Source organism: Pseudomonas canadensis, from assembly GCF_000503215.1.
Taxonomy (GTDB): Bacteria; Pseudomonadota; Gammaproteobacteria; order Pseudomonadales; family Pseudomonadaceae; genus Aquipseudomonas; species Aquipseudomonas canadensis.
Window position 1 is genome coordinate 281,989 of the sequence record NZ_AYTD01000013.1, and the last position, 16,426, is coordinate 298,414.

Genomic DNA, 16,426 nt, shown 5'->3' on the forward strand with positions numbered 1-16,426 from the left:
CGCCGGCGCCGCCCGTTTGGCGAATCAGTTCTGCGGACGCTGTTTGGTGGCGTCGAGTTCCGCTTTTTTCGCGGTGCTGATCTCGGTGATCTTGGCCGACTTCTCGATAGCCATGTTGAAGGTCGCTTCCATCTTCGCGATAGCGTCGTCGGCGCCGCCTGCTTTTACTGGTGGGACATCAGCCATGTTCATCTCCTTGCATCGATAGGGAAGTTATTCAGTTGCGCAACAGCAAGCTGAAAGTATGCAAACCGGTGAATGCCCAAAACGTCAGACAGTGAGCCTTCGAACTGCCGTCGGTTTGCATGGGTTCCATACTACTCACGATCAAAACGCCTTCGCTGTGAAAGCTTGTGAAACGTTTAGCAGAGACGGTGTGAAAGGTTTGGCTCAACCTGGCATTGAGAAAAACTCATCCATTTTGAGCCACGGAACTTTAAGAAAAAATCCAAGACACGCTGCAGCCCCCGATTTACGTGGACTTGGCAACTGGAAGGAGATCGGACTGGAACAATAAACCGCGATGTAGATGCCCTGCGCAGCAAGGCTTGGCATTTATTTTCGCGACCACTTCACATTTCTCGCTAATAGCCTTTTGCCCAACTTCCCAGATATTTCAATTTGTAACAACAGCGACTTAATCATCGCGTTTGATAGCCCTTCCCCAGCAGCCTTATTGCTGGGTGACTAACTTTCCGCCGTGCCTGTTAGTGCAACTGCACTAATAACCAAAGGACTTGTTCACAGGCTGGCTATATATAAAACTTCCAGGTGATCTATGACCGACATGAATTATTTACCCACAACGCTCCTCGAAAACGACGGTTGCGCTGAGATTCACTTCGGCCCTTATCGACTGCTCCCCAAGCGCCATCAACTGCTCAAGCACGGACGACCGGTGAACCTCGGCAGCCGCGCCCTGACACTGCTGATTGCCCTCGCCTCGCGACCCGGCGAATTAATGAAAAAAACCGAACTGCTCGACATCGCCTGGCCGAAACTGGTGGTGGAGGAATGCAACCTGCGCACGCAGATCAAAACCCTGCGCCGTACCCTGGGTGAAGACGATGCGTTGTACATCGCCACGGTGCCGGGGCTGGGTTATCGCTTTGTCGCACCGACCTGGGTCGAGCGGGCACCGAAACCGGCTGTGAAAGAACCGGTGGTGCTAGGTGTGTATGGGTGTCGCCACTGCAGTGGTGCCGGGATGATGCCGCTGTTTGCGCAGATGGGTATGCAAAACAGTTGATGGCCGCCTGCCGCGTAATCTAAAAAACCCACCACCCTGTAGAAGTCGGCTCCCTCGCCACAACAAGCCGGCTTCTACAGTTTCGATTTACGGCGTGATCGAACTCAGGTCCAGGTACCCATCCTTGATCGGCGGGCACCAGTAGTAACCACCGGTCAACGGTGTGCTGATGCGGTACAGGCCATCGACAATCCCATCTTCCAGCCCACTCATGCGGCGCAGTTGCGCTTCGAATGCATCGAAGGAGTGGCCGAACGCAAGGAACATCAACCCGGCCTGGCCGTTCTCGGCCCAAGGCATGGACCGGCGCACCACGAAGGCTTCCGGGGTGAAGCTTTCCTGGGCGGTACGCTTGGTGTGAGCGGACTCGGGGGCGTCGTCGAGTTCTTCGTTGTCGCCATGGCGGCGGCCGATGATGTGGTCGCGTTCTTGCGCAGGCAAGGCCGCGAAGCCATCGAGGTCGTGCTGCCATTGCTGGATCGCGGCAAAGCTGGCGCCGCTGTCGGTCAGGGCCGCTTCAACCGCCGCGTCATCGTGGGGGTTTTCGGTGCCGTCTTCGTAGTCAGTGAGGTCGAAGCCGGTCTTGTAGCGGAAGCCTTCGGTCATCTGCACCAGGCGAAACGCCGGGGCCAGGGCCCTTTCGAAGGCGCGGCTGCGCAACAGCAATTCACCGCGATCCACGCCGTGCAGCCACACCCACAACGCCTGTTGGGTTGTCGGGTTGTGCGCGCCCGGCCCGCTGACCGTGGGGAATGTGCGCAGGCCTTCAATCCGGGCGCCCAATGCAGTTACCAGCGGCTCGCCAAAACCGACCACCGCCGCCGAATCGGTCAACTGCACCAGCGCATCCAACGCAGCGGGCACGGCGGCCAGCGAATCCACGGCAAAAAACAGATGGCGTGCCTGCAATGGCACCGGTGCGGCAAGAATGCCCGGCTGGTACTGACTCATGTGAACTCCTTCTGAAAAGCCGCGCAGTTTAACCTTCAGCCACAGCGCTGCGTACAAGAAAGCGCGCAAGCCTTGCCATAGAGCCTGTTGTTGGGTGACTCTCTAGTCATGTTTTGCAACTATTCCAGGGGTAGCGACATGACCACCAGTAACCTGCTCACCCAGCTGTTTCCCACCTCCGCCACCGAGATTCCCGAGCAATTCCAGCTAGGGGCGCCCATTGAACAGCGTGATTACCTGGTCGACGGCCAGTTGCAGGTGTGGAACGGCCCGTTGGCCAAGGTGCAAAGCCCGGTGCAGTTTGGCGACGAACGTGTGCATATCGGCAGCACACCGCTGCTGGACGCCGACACCGCCCTCACCGCTCTGGATGCCGCCGTGCGTGCCTATGACCGTGGTCAGGGTGAATGGCCGACGATGCGCGTGGCCGAACGTATCCAGCACGTCGAAGCCTTTCTGCGGCGCATGCGTGAACAGCGCGACGCGGTGGTCAAGTTGCTGATGTGGGAGATCGGCAAGAACCTCAAGGACTCGCAGAAAGAATTCGACCGCACCTGCGACTACATCACCGACACCATCAATGCCCTCAAGGAACTCGACCGCCGCTCCAGCCGCTTCGAGCTGGAACAGGACACGCTCGGCCAGATCCGTCGCGTGCCACTGGGCGTAGCGTTGTGCATGGGCCCCTATAACTACCCGCTGAACGAAACCTTCACCACGCTGATCCCAGCGTTGATCATGGGCAACACCGTGGTGTTCAAGCCGGCCAAGCTAGGCGTACTGCTGATCCGCCCTTTGCTGGAAGCGTTCCGCGACAGCTTCCCGGCCGGGGTGATCAATGTGATCTACGGCAGCGGCCGCGAAACCGTCAGCGCGCTGATGGCCAGCGGCAAGATCGATATCTTTGCGTTTATCGGCACCAATAAAGCCGCCAGTGACTTGAAGAAACTGCATCCCAAGCCGCATCGCCTACGTGCCGCGCTGGGCCTGGACGCGAAAAATCCTGGCATCGTGCTGCCCGAAGTCGACCTGGATAATGCCGTCAGCGAAGCGGTCACCGGTTCCTTGTCGTTCAATGGCCAGCGCTGCACCGCGTTGAAAATCCTCTTCGTGCACGAAGACGTGGTCGACCGCTTCATCGAGAAATTCAACCAGAAGCTGGCCACGCTCAAACCCGGCATGCCGTGGGAAGACGGCGTGGCGCTGACGCCATTGCCCGAAGCGGGCAAGGTGGATTACCTCAACGGCCTGGTGGCGGATGCCGCGCAGCACGGTGCCAAGGTAGTGAATGAGCATGGCGCTGAAAGCCGTGGATCGTTCTTCTATCCGGCGGTGCTGTACCCGGTGAACCCGCAGATGCGTGTGTACCACGAGGAGCAGTTCGGCCCGGTGGTGCCGATCGTGCCTTACCGCGACCTGGAGACCGTGATCGACTACGTGCTCGATTCCGATTTCGGCCAACAGTTGAGCATTTTCGGCACCAACGCCGTGCAAGTCGGGCGCCTGGTGGACACCTTCGCCAATCAGGTCGGCCGGATCAATATCAACGCCCAGTGCCAGCGCGGCCCGGACACGTTCCCGTTCAACGGGCGCAAGAACTCGGCCGAGGGCACGCTGTCGGTGCATGACGCATTGCGCGTGTTTTCGATCCGCACGCTGGTGGCGACCAAGTTCCAGGAAAGCAACAAGGCGCTGGTCAGCGACATATTGCGCAACCGTGATTCAAGCTTCCTGACCACCGATTACATTTTCTAGAGGACGATTCGTCGTTGATTAACCTGCATCTGCCTGTGTTTGCCCGGCGCCTGTTGCGCCCACTGCTCGACCCGTACCGCCGCTATCGCCATGCCAAGCTGATCCACGCCGTGCGCGTGTCCATCGGCTTGCTGGCGACGATCCTGCTGACCACCGGCATCAACCTGCCTCACGGTGAGTGGGCGTCGGTGACGATGCTGATCGTGATCGGCGGTTTGCAGCACCACGGCAATATCGGCAAGAAAGCCGTGGAGCGCGCCTATGGCACCTTGATCGGCGCCAGCGTCGGTTTGCTGCTGGTGCTGCAACAGGCATGGCTGGGCCAGCCGTTGCTGACCTATCTGCTGATGTCGGTGGTGTGCGGGTTCTTTTCCTATCACGCCATCGGCAAGGGCGGCTATATCGCGCTACTGTCGGCGATCACGGTGTTTATCGTCGCTGGGCATGGTGACAATCCGGTATCGGACGGATTGTGGCGCACCGTGGATATCCTGATCGGTATCGTGTTGGCGCTGGCCTTTTCCTTCGCCCTGCCGCTGTACGCCGTGTATTCGTGGCGTTACAACCTGGCCAGTGCATTGCGCGATTGCGCCGCTATTTATAGCCGGATCATCAATGGCCAGTCGGTGACGGATGATGAGCATCTCAAGCTGCTCAATCGCTTGAATGCGTCGATGGTGCAACTGCGTTCGTTGATGCCGTCCGTGTCAAAGGAAGTGCGGATTTCCATGACGGAGCTGGACGCAATCCAACGGCACCTGCGCCTGTGCATCAGTACCTTGGAGATTCTCGGCAATACCCGACCGGATCCGCGTGATGAGCAGGCGATGGCACGCATGCAGGTGATGTTGAAAGCCGAGCATCGGCAGATTCGGGTGCAGTTAGTGGGGATGGCGCGGGCGTTGAAGTCGGGGGTGACGGAGCGGTTGGAGCGCAGCGGACACGCAATTGGCAGTGAGCCTGCAATGAAAGCGCCGATCTACAGTGCTTTGGATGGCTATCGGTTGTTGACCGTACAGCTGGCGGCGAATGTGGATGCGATGCGTCAAAGACTGGCCAATAGTGCAGGTCGCTGGAAGATCTAAGCCTCCTCACTCAACTGATCATGAAAAGGCCGGTTTCTCTATACGATCCACCGGCCAGCACTTCACGCTTGCATTATCTCAACCCGATACCATTTAGGTGGCCGCCGAGCAACTTGTCGGCTTCCGTCCCTGTGCCACCGCCAGGAATATCCAGAAAGTAGTAATAATTGGTAAAGAGAAATGAATGGGAGAAGGTACCCGACCAGTACCACGCATACCCCATGGGCCACCTGGCTCCATAGGCTTGGTTGATGGCGCGTAGCTCATCAAGACTGGGCATGCGTAGCCCTGCATTCGCCACTGCCGCACTGACATTCCTGAACGTGTTCCTGCCCACGCCATACACTTGCACCACGTTGCTGACATAAACGTCGTAACTGCGGGTCTGCACCGGCACCGACGAATCCCTGACGGTAATCCTCGCAGATCCATTGCCACGCACGGTCACCAGCCCGCCGCCATCCACCACGGCCATCGATGTATTGCTTGATGAGTAGTTGTAGGGCGCTGTACCGCCCGAAGCCTGGCGCCTGATCGAGTTTCCTGCGCCGAAGGCTGGCAATACACCGGGAGTTCCGGGAAGTAGGTAAGTCCGAGCACTCAAGGTGACCGCAGTCTGGTCGAAATTCAGCGGCGACGTCAGGCGAATGGTGTACTGAGTGGAAAGGAAAGGTAACGCATCACTGCGCTCCTCACTGCCGTCGAAGGTGACCGCCAGCGTGATCGTGACCACGCTGTTATTCGGCAGTCCCAATAACCAGGCGAGCGAGAGCAACTGGTCGCGCAGGCCATTGGCAGCCTGCGACGAGTTGATCGGATAGGCCGTTAACAGGTCCTGCGTGACAGCTCCAGGACTGGAAGCCGACATCCACACCCGCTGCCCGGGGTTACTCAAGCGCCATTTGGCAACTGCGATCCGGCCGTCACCGGTAAATGTGGGTGGATTGAGGCTCCCTCCATGGGCCACGCCATTGATGAGGGCACGTGGCAGGTTGGCGGACGCAATCGTATCGAACGTGACTTTCTGCTCATCGGATGTACCCTCGCCACCTCGACCCAACTGTACGAAGTACTGCAAATGAACAGTACTGTTCACACTCCTGGCGACCAAATCATTGGGCACGTTGAAGGTAACCGTGCCACCATCCAAACCATCCAGCGGCCCCAAATCAATCGTCAAACCATTTTCAAAGGCCCAGTGAAGCGTTACCCGGTCCGTACCACCCACGTTCATGTTGGGGTAGCTCACCAGCACCTGGCACTTGTTTTCGACTGTCAGTGGGTCAACCGACACTTCCGGCCCGCTGGCAGGCGTCGAGTCTTTGATCGACGGATGAGGAAATACGTTCGGTTGGTCCTGGACCACATGATGACGAACGCCAAATAGCACAGCGTTGTCCTTCAGCGAACTGTGATCGAACGTCACCCAGAAGCTGATCGTCAGTGCAGACCAGTCTTGAAGGCGGCGCAGACGACCCACTGGCGTATATGCTGATGGGCCAAATGTGACATCGTCGTCAACAACCGTGCGGGCGACAAACGTCGACTCCTCATAGGGGGCTCCCGTGTCGAGCCTGCCCGAATAGTGCAACCACATGTGTTGCCCCACTGCGGCGTATGGGTAGGGCGGCACACGAGTCATGTCCAGATCGTCCAACAACGTTTTCTGCAACACGATGTCATCGCCAATGCTGTCGATCAGGGGCCCAGGCAAATGATGCAGCGAGAGTAAACGCACCACCAGTGTCGGTGACGGTGTAGCAAATCCATTGCGGATCACTTTAAAGGACACTTCGATATCACGGCCATCAGGATGGATGTTGTAGCCGATGGCTTCGACCGGGATGGTGAAGTCGATATGGTCTCCGGTCTGCCCTTCCTTGATTTCCGAATAGCTGCCTATTCCTGGTAGCCCCATCCAGTCAACCTGGACTTTGTCGGAGAGCTTGATGAACTTGTAACGCACCCGGACCGTCGCACCATTCGGCCATGTATGCATCGGGTCGAGTTCATGGGTGTCGGGGTTGGCTTGCAGCACTTCGGGCATGAACAGTTCGCCCAATGCCGTGCCGATTGTCACCACCGCCTCCTCGGAATACTCGAAGACACCATAGCGCTCAATCAGGAAGCTGGCAGTGAGCGTGCCGTCCAGATTGTCATCGAAGAGCTGTTTTGGAACATCCACCAAGAGTGGATTGCCCGTTACAAACAGCGGGTATTCATACTGCACTTCCCCACTGACGGAGCCCGTGTACTTAATGATGACCAGGTCGCCCTGTTTGAAATCCGCACGCAGCTCCAGCGTACCCACGCTGCCGACCAGCGCGGGGTCGACGTTGCCATTGATTGCATCCTGGAACACAGGTGCCTGCAGCGTTCGCGCTGGGCGTCCTACTTGTATCCAACGGCGGTCTGACTCACGTATCCCCAGTGCGCCAGTGACGATGTAGTGCACATTGGTGTCGCGCAAGCCTTCGAAACGCGCGTATTGGGCATTGAGAAAATCACGCGTGCGCACATGCGAGCCAGCCAGACGCGAAGACGAAACCAGTTCAGAGGTGTTGTCCAACTGAAACCCCTGAATTTGAACTGTCAAATTATCCCCAGGACTGCCCGACGGTTGGTAGTCCGGCATCTCCACGGTAATGAGCGGCAAATTCGGCTCGATGAACGGTCCATGGGCTTGGCGAACCAGGGGCCTTGGCAATTCAAAACGCCGGCCGGCAACGGTAACCGTCGTATCCCTGGAGCGCAGATCATCTTCACCGTCTCTTTGCCTAACATAGGAAGCCGTCAGGGTGCTTTGAATAAGTGAGCGGACCAACTCGTTCCGGATAGGAAATTCGTAATACTTTGGAATCCTGTCAACCAGCAGCCGCAAGGATTCAGTCACATACTCACCTGTTGGAGTCGTGCCGTGCACGGTGAGCAACATAAAATCACCCACCCGAAAAAAAGCACTGTTACGCGGCACCTCTACTTCAGCAGTGGCAGAAGCCTGACCTAGAGCATCTGCGTCCAGGACCCCGGTGATTACGTCCGCTTCGACGATCAACGGTTCCGGCGGCAACGATAGGTCCAACTTGACTTCTACCGGTACCGGTTTGCACCACGGCTGCAGCTCACCCGAGCGGTTGCGCACCTCGTCATACAGATAAAACTGCACGACAAAATGACCTGATCCGGCCGCCTTTATGAATTCACCATCGATCACAAACGTCAGGTCAGAACCCACTTGGTCAGCTGTGACAGGGGGTAGCTCAAAACGATGCTCGCCCCAGTAGAACATCACCAAGTCGTTAACCCGCATGTTCTCCCATGCCCGAATCGTTGCAGTAACCCCCCTGTCTGCGACGACAGCGTCAATAAATGTAACCGAAAGGGTCAGCATCAGTTTGGAGTGCCAATTTTCATGGGGACGTTCGTCGGCACCTCCCGGACGGGTTTCCTTTACAAATATAACTTGGGGCGGCGAGGTACTGAGGGTTGAGCTGCCAATACGCTCAACTTCGCCGTAGACATCGCCTACAAAGCCCAACGGCAGAATGCTACGAGGAATGTTTAGGTAGACTCTTTTATTAGTGATTTCGTCAGCCTTAACGGTGTCCTCCCCCAGCACCAGATCTCCCTGCTTGAACCGATAGATGTCACCCTCGGAAAATCCTGCCCAACGCTCAAAGACAACATCCAGTCCCTCCTCAATATGACGGATGCCCACACCATAGGACGCGTTCTCTACCGGTATAACCTGCGCAGGGGAGGTATAGGGAGAGTCCAGATCCTCAATAATGGTAAACCCGGGGCGGGTGTCCGACGACTTCACCACGGGAGATGGTTTTTTTCGCGGAGCAGGCCTGCCAGTGCCTGACGCGGACAATTCAGAGGATGCGGAAGCCGGTGTCTCGGCGTCCTCGACTGAGGATTTGGGGGCCTTGGGTTTTGCAGACATGATTTTTCTCCGGGTTTAAGCCCGTGCAGGTCGTACACGAGTCAGGGGAAAATCACACGCCTGATCACTCAACGTGTCTAGCTGTCAAAGTTGACAGTAGCGAAGAGTGATCGTTTGAAGTAGTGGTTTGAATGCTTGAACTATCGCAATTTACACATCATTTCTTACATATTTTTCACGTTTTATTCACATCCTGGAACGTAGTGTGAAGCCTCATCCGTTACAAATGTTGCACATCAAGCCCGCCGCCCCAGCGGGCTTTTTTTTGCCTGGGATTTGAGTCAACGCGCGGCCTTGCTCGCTGGCGCGGCAGATTGCTCACGAATCGCCCGCTGGGTATCCAGCACCTTGGCCAAGGCATGTTCCGCCTCAGGGCTTTGCTGCGGCACGCGAATCGCTGCCGACACCAACGTGATCAACTTGGCCATCACCTCGGCATCCGTGGCCGGGCGGCCCAGGCTCATGGAGTTCATCAGCAGGCGCAGTTCGGTACCGGCCATCACCCCGGAAATCGCCTTGAGGGCAAATTGCAGGCGCACGCCGAGTTCATTGCGCGGCAGGTCCGGCAGGGCCAGGGCAAAGGCTTCGAAGAACCGCTGGAACACCGGCTGGTAGTGAACCTTGAGGTATTCCTGGATGAACGGCGACGTGTCGCTGTACACCCGCCCCAGGAAACGGATGAATGAACGCCCTTCCCCACTGGCGCTGGCGGGATCGCTGCGCTCCAGGCCCATGGCCGGGGCAAACAGCACGCCGAGCAACGTGTCGCAGTCCAGAGGGCCGTCGGACTCGGCCTCACAACGCGCGAGCAGTTCCAGGCGCTGCTCGTTGAGCGGTTCCAGGCGCTGCTTGAGCAGGGTCTGCATCAGGGAGTCCTTGTCCCCGAAGTGGTAGTTCACCGCAGCCAGGTTCACCTGGGCACGCTCGGTAATCTGCCGAAGCAGAACGGCGTCGTAGCCATACTTTATGAAGAGAGCCTCTGTCGCATCCAGCAATCGAGTCTTGGTGATGTTTGGAGCGCTGACTTTCTTCGCGACCATAGAAGTTCCACGTAGGAAATATTGTTTAAAAAAATAATTTGATTTTTTATACCGGGGCCCTCGCTCGAAAGCAAGTAGTGACACACCGCCATATGATCGAAAGCCTTGGCCGACGGGCTCGTCGGAGGCGGGCAAGCGGGTTTTGTTCAACCTCCCGCGCCCTTGGGGCAGGCCTTTTCCCAAGCTGAAACCGCTCTACATCGACGGCTGGCGAAGCGGCTGGAAGGCGGTTAGTATTCAAACAATATTTTAAAAACAAGAAACAAAAACCGGTCCATGGCGCACCCTGAGGCGTCCCCTAACTTGTTACAAGGCTTTACCGGGGACGATGACGACGGCGTCGAGACTGAAGGCGTATTCATGACAGATACCCCCGCGCACCCAGGCTTGATCTCCCTGCAAGGCATCGGCAAACACTATCTGCTGGCCGGGCAGCACCTGTCCATTCTCAATGATGTGTGCCTGTCCATTGCCCGCGGCGACAGCTGCGGCATCCTCGGCGCCTCCGGCTCTGGCAAAAGCACGCTGCTCAATATCCTTGGCCTGCTGGACCTGCCCAACTGCGGCCAGTACCACTTTGCCGGCCACGATATCTTCAACGCCACGCCCGATGAACTGGCGGCGATCCGCAATCAGCAGATCGGTTTTGTGTTCCAGAGCTTCAACCTGTTGCCACGCCTCAGCGCCCTGGACAATGTCGCCCTGCCCCTGAGTTATCGCGGCGTATCGCGTCATGAGTCGGTGGAGCAGGCCCTGCGCATGCTCGAACAAGTCGGCCTGGCCGACCGCGCCCACCATCGCCCCGCCGACCTCTCCGGTGGCCAGCGTCAACGCGTCGCCATTGCGCGGGCACTGGTGGGCAAACCCTCGGTGATCCTCGCCGACGAACCCACCGGCAACCTCGACAGCACCACGGCCCAGGACATCATGGACCTGCTGCTGGCGCTGAACCGTGAACAACAAGTCACCCTGATCATCGTCACCCACGACCCCCACATCGCCGAGCGCCTGGACCGCAAGATCCTGGTGCGTAACGGCGTGGTGCAAGAGGCCGGGCGCCCATGATCGAGCGGGTAAAGAGCAGCCTGCGGGTTGAACAGAACCTCAGCCAAGTGCTGCATGAAGCGTTCGTCAGCCTGCGCACCCTGGGCAAGCGCTCGATTCTGGCCTTGCTGGGTATCGTGATCGGCAGTTCGTCGGTGGTGGCGCTGATCAACATCGGGCATAACGCGTCGGTGGATGCCGCGATGATCTTCAAGGACATGGGCACCGACACCCTGATCGCTCAGTTCCCCCCCAAGGGCGCCAGCACTGTGCCGATGCCCGCCCGCCTCGACCTCGACGCCATGCGCCAGACGGTGCCTGGCATAGCCCATATCGGTGCTCTCACACTGTTCAGCGGGCCCATCGTATTCCATGGCCGTACCGCCAACGCCAACTTCGTGGGCAGTACACCGGACATCAAGGATGCGATGCGCCTAGTGGTGCAGCGGGGGCGTTTCCTGTCGAGCTTCGATGTCAACGAAACCTACGGTGTGATCGGTGACCAAGTGGCCCAGTCATTGAGTGCGCCGGGCGACCCCTTGCAAGTGGGCGATCGCGTGCGCATCAACGACTACCTGTTCCTGATCGTGGGCATCCTGCGCAGCCAGCCACGGGCGATGCTGATGCCAGTACAGGCCAACGAGTCGCTGTTCATTCCCGCCGAAGGCATGCGCCGCATCTATGCAACACCGCAGATCGGCAACCTGATCATTCGTGCAGCGCCCGGCCAGGACATGGAGCGCGTCGCCAAAGAAGCGGTCGCCGCGCTGAAACCCCAACTCCCCGACCACGATGTGGACATCCAGGTGCCCCAGCAAATGATCGACGGCATGACCCGGCAAAGCCGCACATTCGCCTACCTGCTGCTGGCTTTGGGCGCGATCTCACTGGTGGGCGGTGGTGTGGGGGTGATGAACGTGATGCTGATGAACGTCTCTGAGCGCCGCCGCGAGATCGGCATCCGCATGGCCCTCGGCGCCCGCCAGCGGGATATCCGCAACCTGTTCCTGCTCGAAGCCGTGACCCTCACCGCCGTCGGCGCCCTCTGCGGCGCGGTGCTGGGCATGACCGCTGCCTGGTTGTACGCCTGGCTGTCGGGCTGGGCGTTTGCGCTGGCGGTGGCCGCCTTGCCGCTGGGGGTGGGCAGTACCTTGCTGGTAGGGTTGTTCTTCGGCATCTACCCAGCGGTGTCGGCCTCACGCTTGCAGCCGGTGGAGGCCCTGCGCGATGAATAAATGGCTCTGGCTGCTCGCATTCTTCAGCCTGCCCGGCACGGCCGCCGACGTGGTGATCAAGCCATCGGCGCCCAGTAGCACCCGCAGCGGCTATGACCGCAGCGTCTCGTTGAATGCTCAGGTCACCAGCCTGACACTGGGCGATGCGGTGTACCTGGGCTTGCGCAATAACCCGGCGATCCGCAGCGCCTACCTGCAACGGGTGGCGCAAAAATTCGACCTGCGGGTGGCCGAAGATGTGTTCAACCCCAAGCTCACCCTCAACAGTTATTACCGCACCAACCGTGGCTCCGCCGACAACACACGCAATGCCAACCTCGCGCCGGCCACCAGCCTGCTCAGCGAATACGGCACGCGCCTGAGCATGGCCTGGACCCAGCAACTGAACACCGCCGACCGCGCCGGCCGTTACCGCAGCGACGGCCTCGACCTGGCGATCATCCAGCCGCTGTTGCGTGGCGCTGGCTGGGACGCCACCACCGCGCCGCTGCGCCTGTCGCGGTTGTCGGAACAGGCCAACCGCCTGAACCTCAAGGCCACCGTGGCGCAAACCATTAGCCAGATCATCGCCACCTACCGCGAACTGCTGCGTGCCCAGGAGCAACTGAGCATCGTGCAGGACGCCCTCAAGCGCTCTGGCACCTTGCTGGAGGTGAACAAAGCGCTGATCAATGCCGGGCGCATGGCTGAGTTCGAAATCGTGCAGACCGAAGCCGATATCGCCACCCAGCAACTCGGCGTGGAAGAAGCGCAGAACCAACTGGACACCAGCCGCCTGGCCCTGCTGCGTCTGCTGGCCCTGGACCTGTCCACGCCGGTTCGCGCCACCGAGGCCCTGGAGGCCCGGCCCATGCAGGTCGACAAGCGCCAGGCCTTCAACCTTGCGCAGACCCAGCAGCCGGAATACCTGGCCGCGCTGCTCGGCAGCCAACAGGCCGACCTCAACCTGGTGATCGCCAAGGATTCCGGGCGCTGGCAGGTGGACCTGGTAGCCGGTGCCAATCAGATACGGGCCAACACCGATAACGACGCCGGCCGCTCCACCAACCGCACCTGGGACAGCTACGCTGGGGTGCAGGTGCAAATCCCCATCGGCGATATCAGCACGCGCCAGGCCGAAGTGCGTGCGCGGGTGAATGTTGAGGATCAGGAGATCCGTATCACCGATGCGCGCCAGGAGCTGGAGCGCAGCGTCAACAATGTGGTGCGCGACCTCGGCACCCGCTGGCGCCAATATGAAATCTCCCAGCGCGCCGTGGAGCTGTCGCGGCGCAAGATCGAGATCGAGCGGGAAAAACTTAGCGCCGGACGCTCCACCAACTTCCAGGTGCTGAGTTTCGAGACCGACCTGCGCAACGCCGAGAACGCGCAGCTCAATGCGCTGATCGCTTATTTGAACGCCCAGACCCAGCTTGACTTGACCCTGGGCATGACGCTGGAAAGTTGGGAAATCGCCCTCAATGACTACTAATCAGAAACGCCTGCTGGGCGCTGTACTTATCCTGTTGCTGGGCGGCGCGGGCCTGGCCTTGCGCAGCCCGGCCTCCAATCCCGCTGGCACCACCGAACAGTGGCTGGCCATCAAGCCCGACGCGCTGGTGCACCAGATCGGCCTGGTGGGCAAGATCGAACCCGACACCACCATCACCCTCACCGCGCCGTTCGACGGCAACGTGCAAGCCAACCTGGTGGAGCAAGGCCAAAGGGTCGAGGCCGGCCAGGTGCTACTGCGCATGGACCCGGCCACCCTGGAGGTGCAACTGCGCGAGGCCCTTTCCGCCCAACTCAAGGCCCGGCGCACCGTGCAAGAAATGCAGGACTGGGACAACGGCCCCACCGTCAGCCGTGCACGTCGCAGCTTGCGCACGGCGCAAATGACCGCCGGCAATACCCAGCGCAAACTCACCGAGAGCGAAAACCTGTTCCAGCGCGGCATCATCCCGCGCAACGAACTGGACGACCTCAAGCAGCAGACCCAGCAACAACAACTGGACCTCGCCTCCGCGCGCAGCGAACTGCAGCAGGCCCTCGACCAGGGCAAGGGCGAATACCGCCAGATCGCCGACATGGAACTGACCAATGCCACGGTCAAATACGACGCCCTGCACAAGCTGCTCGAAGGCCGGGAAATCAAGGCGCCGTTCTCCGGCATCGTGGTGCCGCCGCCCGGCAACAACTCACCCCAGGCTGGCGGCAACAACACGGCCCCGGTGCAGGCCGGCAGCAAGGTCAGCCAGGGTCAGGTACTGTTTGGCCTGGCGAACATCGAACGGCTTAAAATCGTCGCCAAGGTCTCAGAGCTGGACATCAACCAGTTGCATCAGGGCCAGGCGGTGGAAGTGCTGGGGGATGGGTTTGACGGCGAGCGACTGAACGGCTCGGTCAGCGTGGTGAGCGGCTTGGCGATGGCCGGTGACGGCCAGGGCAGTGCGCAGTTTCCGGTGACCTTGTCGATCCCCAAGCTCACGCCGCAGCAGTTGCAACGGGTGCGCCTGGGGATGAGCGCGCGGTTGACCATCGTGACTTACAACAATGCGCAGGCGATGGTGATTCCGAGCCAGGCGATAGGGCCGGATATGACGGTTGAATACCGTGAGGCGATGGATAAGCCGGTGGAGCGGGTGAAGGTGACGACCGGGCAATCGACCGCCCTAGGCGTCGAGGTCTTCGGCCTAAAGCCCGGTTTCGTGAACACCAACCCCCTGTAGGAGCCGGCTCCTACAGGGTGAGTCGTGCGGCCAGGGCCTTGGCTTGCAGCGCCACATCCGTCACTGCCGTGCTTTCCCACCACATCCCCCGCAAGGGCGGGCCCATGGCGAACAAGCGCTGGCTGACCTGCCCCTGGGCATCCACCACTGCCCCCGACGTATCCGCCGCAATCCCCAGCGCCAAGGGCCCAGGCTGGATCAGCCCACGCTTGAGCAATTGCTGGGGCAACGGCCGGGCCACGCGGCGCCAGTCGTATTCGATACCGCTGGAGTTGATCAGGGCCGCGCCGCAAACCCGCTTCACCGCCTGCTCGCCTCGGTGACGCACACCAATGGTCACGCCCTCGACCGAAGGTTCCAGGCCTTTGAACGACGCCGCCCGAATCCTCAACCGTCCTTCTTCATGCAACCGCGCCACCAACTGCGCGCTCAACGGCGGCGAACGGTGGTGATGGCTTTCCCACCACGGCCGCACATGGCGCACGAACTGACGTTTTTCGCGCTCACTGGCCTGGCTCCACAGCCGGCCGATATGCGCACGCACCGTGTCCAGCGGCGCCTGCCAATCGATGCCCTGTGCTTGCGCCATAGTGCATTGCCGACGCACCTCGCGGAGTAATTGCCGAGGGCTACGCAGGCGGTGATCTTCGCCAAGGAAATCCACCCAGTTCGGCGGCTGCCGACGCACATGGGGCAACAGGCCGTGGCGCGAGAAAATCTCGATGGGCCCGCGATGCCCAGCCTGTTCCAGGGACACCACGGCATCAACCATGGTCAACCCGGAACCGATGATCAGCACCGGCGCTTGCGGGTCAATCGCGGTCATGGCTTTCACATCCCAGGGATCCACCGCCGCCGCGTTCAACCCGCTGGACTCGGTCTGCGGTGTGCGCGCCGCCGGGAACATGCCGGTGGCCAGCACCGCACAACCGCCGCGCAATTGTTGGCCGTCATCCAGGGTGAGCAGTGCTGAACCTTCGTCCACCTGCAGGTCAACCCCCTCAGCACGCACATGCTCGACGCTGGAGGCAGACTGCGCCTTCGCCTCGGCCAAGCGTTGCTGGGCGTACAAGCCAAATATCCCGCGCGGCGGGAACAATTCGCTGATCGGCACGTGCTGCTGGCGCGACTCCGGCCAGCCGCCTGCGCCAATGTACTCGGTGAGCCATTGGGTCAAATCGTCGGCATTGTCCGGGTCGACACTCATGCGCGCCGCATTGCCGTTCAGGGTGTGGCCCAGTTCGACAGCACTGTAGGCCTCGCCCCGGCCGAGTTCGCCACGCGGCTCGATCACCAGGATCCGGCGCCGACCCGGCAGGCGCAGCAGTTGCACGGCCAGCATCGTGCCGCTCAGGCCGCCGCCGATGATCAGAACATCAGCGTTGCGGATGGATTCAGTCATGCAGAGTC

Annotated in this window: 12 protein-coding genes; 7 read left to right on the top strand and 5 right to left on the bottom strand. The window is 60.0% G+C overall.

Going from position 1 to position 16,426, the window contains the following annotated elements; translation table 11 throughout:
- Positions 1-24: 24 nt before the first annotated feature.
- A complete protein-coding gene (locus U367_RS1000000132060) occupies positions 25-186 on the bottom strand; it encodes a hypothetical protein (RefSeq protein ID WP_016969018.1) in 162 nt (53 codons plus the stop codon).
- Positions 187-787: 601 nt separating this feature from the next.
- Between U367_RS1000000132060 and U367_RS0110220 the strand changes: the two genes are divergently transcribed.
- A complete protein-coding gene (locus tag U367_RS0110220; protein ID WP_028616841.1) occupies positions 788-1,249 on the top strand; it encodes a winged helix-turn-helix domain-containing protein in 462 nt (153 codons plus the stop codon).
- An 87-nt stretch (positions 1,250-1,336) separates the two neighbouring features.
- Here U367_RS0110220 and U367_RS0110225 read toward each other — a convergent pair whose 3' ends face one another.
- Entirely contained in the window at positions 1,337-2,200 is an 864-nt protein-coding gene (locus tag U367_RS0110225; protein ID WP_028616842.1) for a Dyp-type peroxidase, read from the bottom strand.
- A 138-nt stretch (positions 2,201-2,338) separates the two neighbouring features.
- Between U367_RS0110225 and U367_RS0110230 the strand changes: the two genes are divergently transcribed.
- Together U367_RS0110230 and U367_RS0110235 are read left to right on the top strand one after the other, a co-directional pair.
- On the top strand, positions 2,339-3,955 hold the full coding sequence (locus U367_RS0110230) for an NADP-dependent glyceraldehyde-3-phosphate dehydrogenase (protein ID WP_028616843.1): 1,617 nt from the start codon (positions 2,339-2,341) through the stop codon (positions 3,953-3,955).
- A 23-nt stretch (positions 3,956-3,978) separates the two neighbouring features.
- Positions 3,979-5,040, top strand: coding sequence for an FUSC family protein (locus U367_RS0110235; protein WP_028616844.1), 1,062 nt, complete (start codon positions 3,979-3,981; stop codon positions 5,038-5,040).
- A 73-nt stretch (positions 5,041-5,113) separates the two neighbouring features.
- Here the strand turns inward: U367_RS0110235 and U367_RS0110240 are convergent, their stop codons facing one another.
- Together U367_RS0110240 and U367_RS0110245 are read right to left on the bottom strand one after the other, a co-directional pair.
- Entirely contained in the window at positions 5,114-8,989 is a 3,876-nt protein-coding gene (locus U367_RS0110240; RefSeq protein WP_236639973.1) for a hypothetical protein, read from the bottom strand.
- Positions 8,990-9,270: 281 nt separating this feature from the next.
- Positions 9,271-10,029, bottom strand: coding sequence for a TetR/AcrR family transcriptional regulator (locus tag U367_RS0110245; RefSeq protein ID WP_016977465.1), 759 nt, complete (start codon positions 10,027-10,029; stop codon positions 9,271-9,273).
- 360 nt (positions 10,030-10,389) lie between these two features.
- On the opposite strand from U367_RS0110245, the gene U367_RS0110250 reads away from it, so the two are divergent.
- Genes U367_RS0110250 through U367_RS0110265 form a run of 4 tightly spaced genes read left to right on the top strand, consistent with a single transcriptional unit; the run spans position 10,390 to position 15,016 of the window.
- Entirely contained in the window at positions 10,390-11,094 is a 705-nt protein-coding gene (locus U367_RS0110250; protein WP_028616846.1) for an ABC transporter ATP-binding protein, read from the top strand.
- Positions 11,091-12,308 carry an ABC transporter permease gene (locus U367_RS0110255; protein WP_028616847.1) on the top strand — a complete coding sequence of 406 codons (1,218 nt, stop codon included), beginning with the start codon at positions 11,091-11,093 and terminating at the stop codon, positions 12,306-12,308. The genes U367_RS0110250 and U367_RS0110255 overlap by 4 nt, the downstream gene beginning before the upstream one ends.
- Positions 12,301-13,779 (top strand): TolC family protein, encoded by a 1,479-nt coding sequence (locus tag U367_RS0110260; protein ID WP_028616848.1) that lies wholly within the window; start codon positions 12,301-12,303, stop codon positions 13,777-13,779. Before U367_RS0110255 ends, U367_RS0110260 begins: the two co-directional genes overlap by 8 nt.
- The gene (locus tag U367_RS0110265) at positions 13,769-15,016 is read left to right on the top strand and encodes an efflux RND transporter periplasmic adaptor subunit (protein WP_028616849.1); all 1,248 of its coding nucleotides are present in this window, start codon (positions 13,769-13,771) and stop codon (positions 15,014-15,016) included. The genes U367_RS0110260 and U367_RS0110265 overlap by 11 nt, the downstream gene beginning before the upstream one ends.
- A gap of 10 nt (positions 15,017-15,026) precedes the next feature.
- Here U367_RS0110265 and U367_RS0110270 read toward each other — a convergent pair whose 3' ends face one another.
- Positions 15,027-16,418: an FAD/NAD(P)-binding protein gene (locus U367_RS0110270; RefSeq protein ID WP_028616850.1), complete on the bottom strand. Its 1,392-nt coding sequence runs from the start codon at positions 16,416-16,418 to the stop codon at positions 15,027-15,029.
- Positions 16,419-16,426: the final 8 nt, after the last annotated feature.